The sequence below is a fragment of the Lysobacter capsici genome (assembly GCF_014779555.2).
Taxonomy (GTDB): Bacteria; Pseudomonadota; Gammaproteobacteria; order Xanthomonadales; family Xanthomonadaceae; genus Lysobacter; species Lysobacter capsici.
This window is the reverse complement of sequence record NZ_CP094357.1, coordinates 2,721,579-2,734,883: the sequence shown is the minus strand read 5'-3', so window position 1 is coordinate 2,734,883 and position 13,305 is coordinate 2,721,579. Positions and strand designations below refer to the sequence as shown.

Annotated in this window: 11 protein-coding genes and 1 pseudogene; 2 read left to right on the top strand and 10 right to left on the bottom strand. The window is 66.7% G+C overall.

Annotated elements, in window-relative coordinates; all coding sequences use genetic code 11:
• From IEQ11_RS11590 to IEQ11_RS11555, 8 genes are all read right to left on the bottom strand, one after another.
• The gene (locus IEQ11_RS11590; protein WP_247024807.1) at positions 1-324 is read right to left on the bottom strand and encodes a hypothetical protein; all 324 of its coding nucleotides are present in this window, start codon (positions 322-324) and stop codon (positions 1-3) included.
• 29 nt (positions 325-353) lie between these two features.
• Positions 354-1,133: a hypothetical protein gene (locus IEQ11_RS11585; protein WP_191823103.1), complete on the bottom strand. Its 780-nt coding sequence runs from the start codon at positions 1,131-1,133 to the stop codon at positions 354-356.
• A 134-nt stretch (positions 1,134-1,267) separates the two neighbouring features.
• On the bottom strand, positions 1,268-2,986 hold the full coding sequence (locus IEQ11_RS11580) for a putative porin (RefSeq protein WP_191823104.1): 1,719 nt from the start codon (positions 2,984-2,986) through the stop codon (positions 1,268-1,270).
• Between the two features lie 48 nt (positions 2,987-3,034).
• Complete coding sequence (locus IEQ11_RS11575; RefSeq protein ID WP_191823105.1) at positions 3,035-3,703, bottom strand: TonB family protein; 669 nt, start codon at positions 3,701-3,703, stop codon at positions 3,035-3,037.
• 13 nt (positions 3,704-3,716) lie between these two features.
• The gene (locus IEQ11_RS11570) at positions 3,717-4,121 is read right to left on the bottom strand and encodes an ExbD/TolR family protein (protein ID WP_036102888.1); all 405 of its coding nucleotides are present in this window, start codon (positions 4,119-4,121) and stop codon (positions 3,717-3,719) included.
• On the bottom strand, positions 4,118-5,950 hold the full coding sequence (locus IEQ11_RS11565; RefSeq protein ID WP_247024805.1) for a DUF2341 domain-containing protein: 1,833 nt from the start codon (positions 5,948-5,950) through the stop codon (positions 4,118-4,120). The genes IEQ11_RS11570 and IEQ11_RS11565 overlap by 4 nt, the downstream gene beginning before the upstream one ends.
• Positions 5,951-6,044: 94 nt before the next feature.
• Positions 6,045-7,637, bottom strand: coding sequence for a ShlB/FhaC/HecB family hemolysin secretion/activation protein (locus IEQ11_RS11560; protein ID WP_191823106.1), 1,593 nt, complete (start codon positions 7,635-7,637; stop codon positions 6,045-6,047).
• Positions 7,638-8,898: 1,261 nt separating this feature from the next.
• On the bottom strand, positions 8,899-9,663 hold the full coding sequence (locus IEQ11_RS11555) for a SapC family protein (protein ID WP_191823107.1): 765 nt from the start codon (positions 9,661-9,663) through the stop codon (positions 8,899-8,901).
• A gap of 319 nt (positions 9,664-9,982) precedes the next feature.
• Between IEQ11_RS11555 and IEQ11_RS11550 the strand changes: the two genes are divergently transcribed.
• Positions 9,983-10,246, top strand: coding sequence for a hypothetical protein (locus IEQ11_RS11550; RefSeq protein ID WP_036102895.1), 264 nt, complete (start codon positions 9,983-9,985; stop codon positions 10,244-10,246).
• A gap of 75 nt (positions 10,247-10,321) precedes the next feature.
• On the opposite strand, the gene IEQ11_RS11545 is transcribed toward IEQ11_RS11550, so the two are convergent.
• Positions 10,322-10,720 (bottom strand): fluoride efflux transporter FluC, encoded by a 399-nt coding sequence (locus tag IEQ11_RS11545; RefSeq protein WP_191823108.1) that lies wholly within the window; start codon positions 10,718-10,720, stop codon positions 10,322-10,324.
• A 148-nt stretch (positions 10,721-10,868) separates the two neighbouring features.
• Entirely contained in the window at positions 10,869-12,239 is a 1,371-nt protein-coding gene (locus tag IEQ11_RS11540; RefSeq protein ID WP_281439941.1) for a replication-associated recombination protein A, read from the bottom strand.
• 380 nt (positions 12,240-12,619) lie between these two features.
• Between IEQ11_RS11540 and IEQ11_RS11535 the strand changes: the two are divergent.
• Positions 12,620-13,132: pseudogene (locus tag IEQ11_RS11535) on the top strand (glycoside hydrolase family 108 protein); the annotation flags it as partial.
• Positions 13,133-13,305 lie beyond the last annotated feature (173 nt).

Here is a 13,305-nt window from a genome sequence, read left to right as displayed (position 1 = left end):
TCAACGCACCGGCTTCAACGCGGGCGGCGCGAAGTGGCGCGCGGGACGCTGCGGTAGCACCGAGCGGCCGTACTGGTCGCCGAGCCGCTGTCGGGTCGCGGCCGGTGTCGCCAGACCCAGGCCAATCGGAGCGATGCGGTCGCCGGGCGGCTCGTCGGCGATCACCGGCGCGACCTTGTCGACCTCGGCCTTGAGCGCCTGATTCAGACACGACCAGCGCCCCGCTTCGTCGTTGCCGATACGCACCTGCACGCACGGCGCGGTGGCCGGCTTGGAGGCCGGCAGCAGGCGCTGCTGCGCGCCGGCCGACCCGGCGGCCAGCATCACGACTGCGACGAGGGCGCGTCGAAAGCTCATCCGCCGCCCGACTTGCCCGTATCGCTGATCCTGTCGCCAGCCATGCCGTCGCGCTCCACCGCCGCACCGGCGTCCACACCCACGGACGCATTGGCGTTCGTACCAGCCCCGCGCGCACCCGCATCGCCCGCGCACTGCGCCAGCTCATCGCGCTGACGATCGAGCTTGTCCTCGAGCGCGCGCACCTGATTCTCTTTCTCGACGCGATTGAACCCGAGCGGGCCAAAACCGCGCGAACGCACGAACGCGATGAAGGCCGGATCGCGATACAGCCCCGCCAGTTCGCGCCCGGTGTCGTACAGCGCCTGGGTGCCGGTCGCGCAACGCGCCGACTGCGCCAGCGCGGCGTCGAGTTGCTTGGCCAGCGCAATGCGCTCGGCCTCCTTGTGTTGCACCAGCTGCGCGGCCTGCTGCTGCGCCGCCTGCCATTTGCCGGCGCTCGCGCGCGCTTGTTCGGACGCGGCCGCGTTCTGCTCGATCTGCCGCTGCAACGCCGCCAGCCGTGCGCCGTCGTCGCGCGCCGCGGGCTTCGCGGCCTGGGCCTTGAGCGCATCGCGCTCGCGCTCGGCCGAGGCGGTCGCCGCCTGCTGCGCAGCCAGGGCCGCCTCGGCGGTGCGCAGGCGCGCGCCGGTGTCGCGCAGCGCATCGCGCAGGCGCGTTTCGTTGGCGGTCTGCGCCTGGGCTCCCGGGACGGCTAAACACAGCAGCAGCGTCAACGACAGACCGTGCGCGATCGCGCGGCGAAGCAATCGGCCCGCGACAGGCATGCGCGCCATGCCCGCGGTCGGACCGGCCGCAGCATGAACAATTGCCGCCGTGCCGGCAGCCGTCGACACGACCGCATCGAACCCGATCGAACCAGACCCACACAAACGCTCAGGACGCAGACGCATCTTCATCGCTCCCGTGCTCAGAATTCAGTGCTCAGATCGAGCTGGACCACGTCCACCGAATACGGCGCACCGGTCACCTCGTTCGCGCTGAGCCAGCGCAGTCCCAGCCAGGTGTTGCGAGCCAGGCCCAGGGAACCGCCGACGATGAAGCCGCGCGCGTTGGTGCCGCCCAGGTGGAAATCCGAATCGGTGAAGGCATCGGGCACCGCGTCCGATTCCAGACGCTTGTAGCCGATGCTCGCGTTCCAGTCCCAGGCCTTGGCGATCTTGGGCTGACCGACCAGCAGGTTGACGTAGTAGCCGCTGTCGCCGCCGTCGTGCTGCAACGGTTCGATGTTGGGCTTGAAGTTGTTGAGCGGACCCAGCGCCTGGATGCGTTTGGCGTCGTACTTGAGGTTCTTGACCACATCAGCCTCGATCACGATCTTGACCGGATCGAAGCTGGCGATTTCCAGCGCCGCGTGCAGGTTGGCCACGCCGAATTCGCTGGCATAACCGAAATACTGCAACTGCGGGCCGTCGGGCGCGCCCGAGGCCGGCACGATGTCGCGGATCGCGAACATGGTGTTGCCGAACTGCTGGAACTGCGGCCGCGACAGATCGGTGTCGCACACGTCCTTGGAGGTCGGCGCGATGCACGGCGACGAGCGCTCGCCGTTGATGTGATCGAACAGGAAATAACCCAGGCCGAATTTCAACTTCACCTCATCACTGAATTTCCAGTCCGCGCCGGCCTGCACGCCGTATAGCCATTTGTCGCGGCTGCTGGCCTTGTCGGCGCGCTGGGTCGAACCGAAATCGAAATCGGTATTGAAGATCGGGAACGCGCCGACGTTGACGTAGGGATGGAAATCCGGGCCCAGATCGAACTCGGTCTTGACCGCCACGCCGTCGAAGCCCAGGTCGGTGTCGAACAACAGCTCGCTGGTCCAGAACGGATTGGGAGCGCGGCCGATGTCGGCGCTCAGCCAATCGGTCGGCTTGAGCCGCAGGTAGGCGCGATCGAGCCACAGCGAGTACTTGGACAGATTGCCGCCGGCGCCGAGGGTCTGGTTGGTCGACACCGGGCTGCGGTCGCTGCCGGTGGCCATGCGCAGATCGGCCTCGACCCAGTCGGCGATCTGCGCATGCACGCCCAGGCGCGCGCGCATGCGCATGCGGCCGCGGTTCTTGGTGGTGTTGACGGTCGGCAGCGGGTTGGACAGCGGATCGTTGACGTCGTAACCGCTGCCGGCGTTGAGCAGGCCGAAATTCGGGAAGTCGTTGTAGTTCTCGCCGTCGTTGAGCACGTCCTCGGCGCGCGCGCGCAGGTCGCCGTAGACGCTGATGCGCTGGGTCCATTCGGGCAAGGCGTTCGGCGCCGCCCAGCCTTCGCTCTTGGCCTGCTGGGTGACTTCGGCGCGCAGTTCGTCCTTGATCTGCTGGCGCACGACTTCGGGGATATACGGCACGACCACCGCGCCGGGCGCGGTCTGGTACGCGGGCTGCGCGGCGACCGCCGTCGCCGGCTTGGACGCGGCGCTGGCGCTCGCCTCGGCGATCAGATCGTCGGCCTGCTCGCGCGTCATCACGCCCTTGGCGACCAGCAAGTCGATGAGCTTGAGGGTGACTTCGGGGCTGATCTTGGACGCGTCGACCGGCGGCGCGGCCAGGGCGGGCGTCATGCACAGCGCGGCCAGCGCCAGCGTCAATGCGCTCAGCGTGAAGCGGCGATGCGGATTGGACAGTACGGTCATGGTGGTTCCCGATGAGACGAAGACAAACATTCGGGCGCGCTCACAGCGCTAGCCCGGTGAAATCGCGCCGATGCGCAGGTTGATCGGTTGCGGCATCTGGTCCGGCGGCGGCCGCGGCAGCGCGCGGCCCTGCAAGGCGGCGACGATGGCGCGATCGAGTTCGGGCTTGCCGGTGGAGGTGAGCACCTGCGAACGCTGGATCGTGCCGTCGGCGTTGAGCCACATCGCGACCGTCGCCGAATAACGACCCTTGCGGGTTTTCTCGTCGCGCTGCAGGTATTGCTGGACGTTGCGCTGGACCATCGCGGCATAACCGGCATACGGATTGCCGCCACCGCCCTTGCCGCCGATGCGGGTGCCGCCGCCACCGCTGCCCGGGGTCAGGCCGAATTCGTTCGAACCCGGTCCGGCGTCGGCGGTAAGCGGATCACCGGGCGGATCGGCCGAGTCGTCCTTGGGCGGATCGATCGATTCGAACGGCGTGTTCTCGACCAGTTTTTCTTCCTCCGGCACCTTGTCGGGTTGCGGCGGAGGCGGCGGCGGTGGAGGCGGCGGCAGGATCACTTGAGTAATGCGCGGCGGCATGCGCTTCTGGGTCGGACCGGCGTCCTGCATCAGCGACCACACCAGCCACGCGAGCACCGCGAACACGCCGAGCGCGCCGACCACGGTGAGCGCGCGCGACCAGCGCGAAGGTTGTCCGTAGGAACGGCTCACGATCCCCGCCCGCTCAACCGGCGGCCTGGCGCTGCGACGCCAGACCGATCGAGGAAATACCGAGCTTGCTGCACAGGTCCAGCACCGCCATGACCTTGTCGTACTGCACCGCGCGATCGCCGCGCAGGATCACCGGCAGTTCGGCGTCGTTGGCCAGCGCGTTGCGCAGTTGCTGTTCGAGCTCGCTCATGCTGACCGGCACCGCGTCGATGCTGAGCTGGCCGGCGTTGTCGATCGCGATCACCTTGGTCTTGGGCACCGACAGCGGCTGGCTCGCGCTGGCCTTGGGCAGGTCGACCTTGATCCCCTGCACCGCCGCGGTGGTCATGATGATGAAGATCACCAGCAGCACGTATGCCAGATCCAGCATCGGCGTGATGTTGATGTCGTCGTAGGGTTTCTTGCCCTGGACCTTCACGGCAGCGTCTCCGTCGACACGCTGCGGGTCAGCTGCGACGGCAGCGGCGCGTCGCCGGCATAGTCTTCGGCGATGCGTTTTTCCAGTTCGTCGACGAACACCTGCATGTCCGCGCCGATCGCTTCGGTGCGGCTGAGCAGGTAGTTGTAGCCGAACAAGGCCGGGATCGCGACGGCCAGGCCGGCGACGGTCGCCAGCAGCGCCGCGGCGATGCCGGGCGCGATCGCGTTGATGTTGACGTCGCCGGCCGCGGCGACCGCGGCGAAGGTGATCATCACGCCGACCACGGTGCCGAGCAGGCCGAGGAAGGGGCCGCCGGAAATCGCGATGGTCAGCAGCACCATCATCTTGTTCAAGCGCTGGCCTTCGCGCACCGCGGCGGCGTCGAGCGCGGAACGGATCGCGGCGATCGACTGGGTGCGCACCACCGACCGTCCGCCGCCGGCGGCGACGCGGTTGCGCAGTTCCTCCAGACCGACCTCGAGCAAGCGCGCGAGATTGGATTTCTCGCCGTTGAGCGGGCCGTGATCCTGCGCGCCCTTGACCCAGGCGATGTCGTGCAGCGGGTACTCGCCGGCGTATTTGCGGAACGCCTGCAGGAAACGTTCGTTGGCCTTGGCGGTGGTGTTGACGAACACGCCCTTGCCGATCATCACCCACCACGAGATCACCGCCATGAAGCCGAGGATCACGATCACGATCCAGGCGTCGACGGTGAGCGCGCTGAACAGGATGCCGAAGTAGTTGTGGCCGCCGTCGCCGGAGCGTTGTTCGACCGGCTGGAACGTAAGCAGGCGCGCGTCGAGGCCCTGGCTGTGCGCGGCGGCCTGGATCAGGCCGACTGGACGGGCGACTTTCGACACCTGCACTTCATCGATCAGGCCGATGAAATTGGCGCGCGCGGCGCCGCCGTCGGCGGCTTTCTCGCCGCCGATCGTCAGGCCCGCATTCGCCGCCGGCAAGGCCGCGGCGACTTCGCCGACCGGCGCGCCGTTGAGGTACACGGTCACCTTGTTGTCGCCGGCGCGTACCGCGACGTGCGCCCAGCCATCACCCTTCAGCGGTGCTCCGGCCGAACTGCGCAGCACGCCAGCGGCGCTCGGCACTTCGGCGTACAGCACGCCCGCATCGAGCAGCAAGCTCAGCGCGCCAGGCAACGACACGATCACACCGCTCGCATTCGCCGCGGCCGGTTTAATCCACGCCGACACGGTCAGCGCCTGCGCGGCGGTGATGTTCAACGACGACGAGGCCGGCACGTTCAACGGCGCCTGGCCGTTCATCTGCAGGCCCGAACCGATCAACGCCGCCTGCGCCAGGGTCAACGGCGGCTGCGCGTTGTTGGCGTAGGCGGTCTGATCGTTACCGGCGGTGCCTTGATCGGCGAAGTGATACACCGCGACGCTGTCGGCGTCGTAGCTGCCCTTGGCGTCGCCGCCCGGGGTCGCTTCGGGGTTGCCGAAGTAAACAAAGATCGACGCCGCCGCGTTGGCCTGCAGGTCCGGCAGATCGACCCAGGCCAGCGCGACCTGATCGACCAGGCCGTCGTATTTCTCGAAGTGGTACTTCAGCGGCGTGCGGTCGTCGGCGGCGATGAAGCGCACGTCGCTGCCGTCTTCCTTGGCGTCGGCGAAATTGAAGTTGCCCGAATGCAGGCGCACCAGCACCTGGGTGCGGCCGCCGGGCTCGCTCACGCCGGCGCCGGCCGAGGTGGTGTTGAGATCGACCTTGGCCCGGTAGTTCCATTTACCGTCCCACCACGAGGCCGCCATCGCCGGCAGCGAGAGCAACAACAACACAGTGGCCAGCATCACGCGCAATCGGTTCACGACACATCCCCAGTAAGTGTAGTTCGGCCCTGCATGCGGCCGGCAAAACGACAGGTCGCGACGCCCGCGAGGGCGACGCACCGGTGTTGCAAGATCAGAACTCGCCCCACAGGCGCACGCCGACTTCGACCCCATCGGGCTTGCGGTCGCGGCCGTTGGGGCTGGACAGCGGCTTGGCGACATCGACCGAGCCGTTGAAATGACCGAAGGCTTTCAGCGATGCGCCGAAGCCGGCGCTGACCAGGGTCTCGCTGCGCAGTTGATCGGGCAGCGGATCGTTGATGCGCGCATAACCGGCATCGACGAACGCGCGCAGGCGCAATTCCTGGAAGGCATCGCCGAGCGAATCGGAGAACGACGGCGTGCGTGCTTCCAGCGTCGCCGCCGCGCCCAGATCGCCGAGCGATTCGGATTCGTAATAGCCGCGCACGCTGTCGAGGCCGCCGATGCTGAATTGCTCGTTGCTGATCAAGGGCTCGCCGGCGAACTGGCTTTGCAGGCGCAGCATCAATTGCGCGTCGTTGCTGTATTTCCAGGTGTGCGAGCCCGAGGCGCGCAGGTAGAAGAAATTCGGCTGCGCCTGATAACGCTTGGCGTCGAACGCGGCTCGGCCGTCGCCGACCCCGCGTAGGTTGAACACCGCCGACAGCGCCAGATCGCTGACCGAGCGTTCTTTCACCCAGTCGGCGTTGTAGTTGACGCTGATCGGCAGGTATTCGATCGGCACCGAACCGCGGTCCGCGCCCTGCACCAGGTTCTCGTTGAAGTCCTTGTAGTCCAGGCCCAGGCTCAGCGAGTGGAAGAAACCTTCGCGCGCGGCGAACGAGCGCATCAGCCGCAGGCCGGCCAGGGTGCCATTACCGATCACGTTGAGATCGCCGACCACGGCGATATCGCTCTTGCTGCGCACCGCGTAACCGAGCAAGGAATAAGGCGAGGCACCGAACCGCGCCAGGTACGAGACCGAGAACACTTCGGCGTCTTCGCGCCGCTGCGGCGCGAGCTGCGCCGACAGGCTGACGCTGTGGCCGCGCTGCCACAGATTGTCGTAGCGCAGGCTCGCGGCGAGGCGTTGCTCGGTGGTGTTGGCGCTGTTGCGGTTGTTGAGTTCCAGCGAGCCGTGCAGCGGCAGGCTGTCTTCGACGTTGAGGTCGACGTCGACCGTGTTCGGCGTGGCGCCGGCCTTGATCTCCGGGGTGACGCGGCGATCGGGCCATTGGTTCAGGGCGACGATATCGCGCTGCACGTCCTTGAAATTCGGCACCTGGCCCTGCGCCAGCGACGGCGCGGCGCGCTCGATGTCGTCGGGCGAAAAATAATCCGCGCCATTGACCCGCAGCCGGCCGACTTTCTGCTCGTTGACTTGCAGCGTGACCAGACCGGTCGATGCATCCTGCTCCGGGATCACGACGCTTACGGTCGGAAAGCCTTTGTGGTCGTACAAGGCCTGCAGCGCGGCGCGCGCGGCCTCGACGTCCTGTTCGCTGCGCTGCGGCCCCAGATGCGGGTACACCGCCTTTTCGATATCGAGATTGCTCAGCTGGCTGTTGCCGAGCACCTGATAAGCCATCACGTCGAAGCGAGCGATCGGCGCGGCGGCGGGCGCCGTCGTCGAGGTTTCCTGCGCGTGTAAGCGCGCCGGTCCGAGCAAGCTCAGTCCGACGGCTGCGATGAGGCGTAGAGACATCGAGCCGAAACCATCCCTGTTGCGCCGTCCCGAGTACCGGTCGGCAGACCGCGCAAAGGTAGGTTCGCTATGTGACGGTGTTGGAACTGCTACATGACAAGGCACATAAACTTGGTCATGTGCTTGTCAATCGCGGTCAGCGAACGTCACAAGTTGTTGCGATGACGCATCAATTACGCACTGGATCACTTGTCATCTCATTGCGAGATGAGCGGTATCACACAGGTGAGAAATGTTGCGAGTTGTAGTTGCGGGTTGGATACAGGGTTTTAAGACGCGTGCGCAAACGGTCGAAGCGTTGGTTTGCGCGGGTTCTTTCTTGTGTTTATGCGCGGAACGATTGCGTATGCGCGACTGGCCAGATCAGGGTGACGTTGCGAATATGCAACATCATCGATCGATTCGATTCGGATAATTCGTCTGTGCCGATCGCTCGCGACAGCATGCGAGGCTGAACTTCGCGACGGACGATCCGCAACGCGACTGTGCACGACGATTGCATCGATCGACTGCTGCTGTGGCGGCGCGCAACTTGCAACAGCGTCGATGCGCACAGCGAATTCGGCATTACCGATTTGTGGCAGTGACATGTGCGCGGGGCGGTGCTTGGCGTCGTGTTCGAGCAGCCCTGCGGCTGGCGCCGCTTGGAAGCAAAAAGCGAATCCCCTCTGCCCCCTTTGTCAAAGGGGGCGGCGTCCGCGCAGCGGATGCGGGGGATTTGCTTTTGATCTTGATCTTGATCTTGATCTTGAGGCTCGCGCCGTCTTGGAGCAAAAGCGAATCCCCCCTGCCCCCCTTTTCCAAAGGGGGGGAAATGCAACGGCAAAAGCAGTCGCGGTTAACTCGCGGGGTCGTTCGCGCTCTCCAGACTCGCGAAGCAGGCAGTTGCCCCCTTTATCAAAGGGGGCGGCATCCGCGCAGCGGATGCGGGGGATTTGCTTTTGATCTTGATCTTGGGCCTGCACCGCTTGGAAGCAAAAGCGAATCCCCCCTGCCCCCCTTTTCCAAAGGGGGGGAATGCAACAGCAAAAGCGGTCGCGGTTAACTCGCGGTGCCGTTCGCGCTCTGCAGACCCGCGAAGCAGGCAGTTGCCCCCCTTTATCAAAGGGGGCGGCATCCGCGCAGCGGATGCGGGGGATTTGCTTTTGATCTTGATCTTGGGGCTGCGCCGCTTGGGAGCAAAAGCGAATCCCCCTGCCCCCCTTTTCCAAAGGGGGGAAATGCAACGGCAAAAGCGACCGAGGTTAACTCGCGGGTTCGTTCAATTCGCGGAGCCGTTTGCGCTCGCAGCGCTCGTCGCGGCCGCGGCCTTCGCCGTGTCTTCCTGCTCCAGCACCGACAAACGCTCGAGGTTCTGCATCGACACCAGGTGCGTATAGATCAAGCCGAGCGCGCCGGAGCGCAGCAGGTCCGGGATCACCGCATCGCCCAGCTTGAGCAGGCGCTCTTCGGACACCACATACACGCCGCCGAGTTCGCGCTGCTCGCCTTCGCCGCCGAAACGGATCACCCGCTGTTCCAGCAGATCCAGCTCCTTCAGCCGCGCGGTGAACGCCGCGGTGCGCTTGAATTCGTTGTGGAAGTCGGACAGGAAGCCCATCGCCCGCGCCAGGTTCTCGCTGTCTTCGCCGTCTTCCTTGAACAGCAGGTCGCCGTCCTCTTCCGACAGGCCGTCGTAAGCCATGTCGACGCAGACCGTCAGGGTGCCGCTGTCGCGGTCCTCGGCCAGCATGAACGGGTATTGGCGCAGGAACGCCGGCACGTAGCCGCGCTTCCAGCGCGAATTCTCGTCGACGTAGAGGTTGTGCTGGTTGCGCAGGCCGACCACCACCGCCGGCAGGAAGTCGCCGTTCTCCAGGCGCGCGAACACGATCGTGTATTCGGAGGCGGCGTGCGGGAACTCGACCGTGGTCAGCGGCACCGAATTGAGCTGGGCGGCGAAACGGGCATTGTGCGCGGCCGTGCGCAGGCGCAGACGGCGATGGGTGTGGCGGTTCAACGGTACGACGCGGTCGTAGATCAGCATGGTGTTCCAGTTCCTGGTGGCTAGGCCGGGGCGAGGTTCCGCGATCGGGGCGGGTGCGGCGAAGATGCGCGATCGAGGTGACAGTTACAACGCCAGAAAGGCACTGGCCTCGACCTGGCGGCATCGGGCCGGACGCCGCACGGCCTGCCCAGCATGCCGTCAGCCCTCACAAAACACCACTTCAGCGTGCATCGATGCCTGTCAAAGGTGTCATCACATCGGCTCCCATATCGTGATTATCGGCACACAAAAGACCTGTGCGCCTTAGGCGAGAGGGGAAGCGGCTTTGTTCAAGGTGTCATTGCGGGAACATGCTCTGTTGAGCGTGCTGGTGGGCTTGCAACGCGGGGTGCAGCCGGAGACCAGCCATATGAAACATGCGTTGATCGAGGACGGCCTGGCCTTGAGCCAGGACGGACGGCTGTCGCTGTCGGACGCCGGCACCACCTTGTTGCAGGCCTTGCAGCATATGGTCTGGGCCGAGGTCGAATCGCTGCAGCAGGTGCTGGCCAACAAGTCGCAGGCGCCCAGCGACGAAGTGCTGCGGATGACCCGGCTGCGGCCGAATCCGACGCTGGAGTGAGCCAGGCTCACAACGGCGCATGCGGATGACACGGCCGGGAACCGATGCATGGTTTCCGAACGCCGACTCCCGAGCTCAGACCTTCGGCCACAGCGATTGCCCGACCCGCCAGCCGATCACGATCGCCAGCAGGCCCAGGCCGACGTGCGCCGCGATCGTCAACGCCAGCCAGTCGTAACGCGCCGCGCGCAGCAGCGCGAGCAGATCCACGCCGAACGCCGAGAACGTGGTCAGACCGCCGAGCACGCCGGTCAGCAGCAGCGCGCGCCAGAAATCCGCGTCGTCGCGCTGCCCCAGCCAGACCAGCAGCAACCCCGCGCACAGGCAACCGATCACGTTGACGCACAGGGTCGACAACGCCGGCCAAGGCGCGGACGCGCGCGGCAACAGCCCATTGGCGCCGTGGCGCAGCATCGCGCCGAACGCGCCGCCCAGGCCGACGGCGAGCAATTGCAACAAGGCGGTGCGGGTCATCGGATGGCTCCCCTGATTGGTTCGAATGGCGCCGGTGCGGGTATCGATGATGCAGCGTCGATGCGAACCGCGCCGCAAGTCCAAAGTTTTTTCTGGCAGCGACTTCAGTCCCTTCCGCAGACTTCGTCGCCGCGGCGCGATCGCGGATTCACTCGCGCTCGCCGCCCTCGCCACGCGCCTGCTCGCGCTGCGCGCGCAAGCGGGTCAGCTTCTCGCGCAGCTTGATCTCCAGCCCGCGCTCGACCGGCTGGTAATACACCCGCTCGCCCATCGCATCGGGAAAACCGGTCTGGTCCAGGGCGATGCCGCCGTCGGCGTCGTGGTCGTACTGATAGCCCTTCGCATACCCCAACTGCTTCATCAGCTTGGTCGGCGCATTGCGCAGGTGCAGCGGGACGTCCTGGGTGCCGTGCTCGACCACGTCGCGCTTGGCCGCGTTGAAGGCGGCATAGGCGGCGTTGGATTTGGCCGTGCTCGCCAGATAGATCACCACCTGGGCCAGGGCCAGATCGCCCTCGGGGCTGCCGAGCCGGTCGTAGGTGTCCCAGGCGTCCACCGACATCTGCAGGGCGCGCGGATCGGCCAGGCCGATGTCCTCGACCGCCATCCGGGTCAGCCGCCGCGCCAGATAATGCGGGTCGCAGCCGCCGTCGAGCATGCGCGCGAACCAGTACAGCGCCGCATCCGGATTGGAACTGCGCACCGACTTGTGCAGCGCCGAGATCTGGTCGTAGAACTGCTCGCCGCCCTTGTCGAAGCGGCGGGTGCGGTCGGCCAGCACCTGCGCCAGGGTGCCGGCGGTGATCGCGCCGTCTTCGTCGGCGGCCAGTTCGGCGGCGATTTCCAGCAGGGTCAGCGCGCGCCGCACGTCGCCGTCGGCGGCGGTGGCGATCTGCATCAGCAGTTCGTCCTCGACCCGGATCGTCTGCTCGCCCAGGCCGCGCGTCTGGTCCTGCAACGCGCGCCGCAAGGTCTGGGCGATGTCGTCGGGCGACACCGCCTCCATCACGTGCACGCGGCAACGCGACAGCAGCGCCGAATTGAGTTCGAACGAAGGGTTTTCGGTGGTCGCGCCGACGAAAATGATCGTGCCGCGTTCGATATGCGGCAGGAACGCGTCCTGCTGGGTCTTGTTGAAGCGGTGGACCTCGTCGACGAACAGCACCGTGCGGCGGCCGTCGGCGAAGCGGTGCGCGGCCTCGGCCAGCACCTGGCGCACCTCCGGCAGGCCCGACAGCACCGCCGAGATCGCCTTGAACTCGGCATCGGCGTAATGAGCCAGCAGCAGCGCCAGGGTGGTCTTGCCGCAGCCCGGCGGGCCCCACAGGATCATCGAATGCACGCGCCCGGATTCGACCGCGCGGCGCAGGGCCGAGCCCGGCGCGAGCAGCCGGCGTTGGCCGACCATTTCGTCCAGGCTGCGCGGGCGCATGCGCTCGGCCAGCGGACGCAGGCCGTCGCGATCGACACTGAGCAGGTCGGGGGCGTCGGCGGCGGTCGGGGTGGTACGGCGGGCCACTGCGGGAATGGGTCCAGTTACGCGTTCGCGGGGTCGGACACGATAACAAGATCGGCCGCGGCCGGATGCGAACGGGGTTTGCCGGATGCGGCCGGGGGCGCTCTCGCGGTCGCGGTCCGGGCCGGCACGGGGCGTAATTCGCCGTGGTCGGCGATCGCGGTCCGGAGCCATAGCGGTGCCCTGCGCTGGGCCGGATCGGCCGCCGGGCATCGGCATGACCGTCCTCTTGGCCGACGTGCGCCGCTCGCTCAGAGCCGACATTCGCACTCACACCTCCGCGGCAGCCGCGTTGATAGCCGTATGCGTGCCACGCACCGGCGGCGGCGAAGCCGCACCGCCCGCCGCGGTCACCCCTTCCTATGCCGAGCGGAGCCCGACGGATGGCGAATTTCGACCTGTACCTCCCGCAGTTGCTCAAGTTCGAAGGCGGCTGGGTCGACGACCCCGCCGACCCCGGCGGCGCGACCAACCTGGGCATCACCCTGAGCACCTTCCAGCACTACGCGCATCCCCTGCTCGGCCTGGAGCCGACCCTGGCCAACCTGCGCGCGCTCGATGCCGCGCAGGCCGGGGCGATCTACCGCAAGATCTATTGGGACCCGATCGACGCCGACGCGATCGAACTGCAGTTCCTGGCCGAAATCGTGTTCGACTTCTACGTCAACGCCGGCTTCCACGCGATCGCGCTGCTGCAACAGTTGCTCGGCCCGCCGCTGAGCGCCGACGGCCGCTTCGGTGCGCAGACCCTCGGCGCGCTGCAACGCACCGACCAGGCCGCGCTGTACGCGCGCTATCGCCAGGGCCGGGTCGACTATTACCGCAACCTCGCCGGCGCGCATCCGGCGCTACGCCGCTTCCTCAGCGGCTGGCTCAGCCGGGCGCTGTGGTTTCCGCCGCAGGCGCCGGGCAGCGCGGCTGCAACGCCGGGGCCGGTTAACGGCGGCGGTGGACAAAAGGCCGCGACATCGATTTTCGATGCGGTGAGCGGAAGCCGGACGACGACGTGACCGCGGTTTGATCTTGTTCCGGCCGGCTGCGGATCGGCCAGCGGCTGACTATTTACCGA

Bases quoted from the DNA above. Each gene is read 5' to 3' on its own strand.
- IEQ11_RS11590 (WP_247024807.1), bottom strand. From the start codon at position 324: ATGCTGGCCGCCGGGTCGGCCGGCGCGCAGCAGCGCCTGCTGCCGGCC.
- IEQ11_RS11585 (WP_191823103.1), bottom strand. From the start codon at position 1,133: ATGGCGCGCATGCCTGTCGCGGGCCGATTGCTTCGCCGCGCGATCGCG.
- IEQ11_RS11580 (WP_191823104.1), bottom strand. From the start codon at position 2,986: ATGACCGTACTGTCCAATCCGCATCGCCGCTTCACGCTGAGCGCATTG.
- IEQ11_RS11560 (WP_191823106.1), bottom strand. From the start codon at position 7,637: ATGTCTCTACGCCTCATCGCAGCCGTCGGACTGAGCTTGCTCGGACCG.
- IEQ11_RS11555 (WP_191823107.1), bottom strand. From the start codon at position 9,663: ATGCTGATCTACGACCGCGTCGTACCGTTGAACCGCCACACCCATCGC.
- IEQ11_RS11545 (WP_191823108.1), bottom strand. From the start codon at position 10,720: ATGACCCGCACCGCCTTGTTGCAATTGCTCGCCGTCGGCCTGGGCGGC.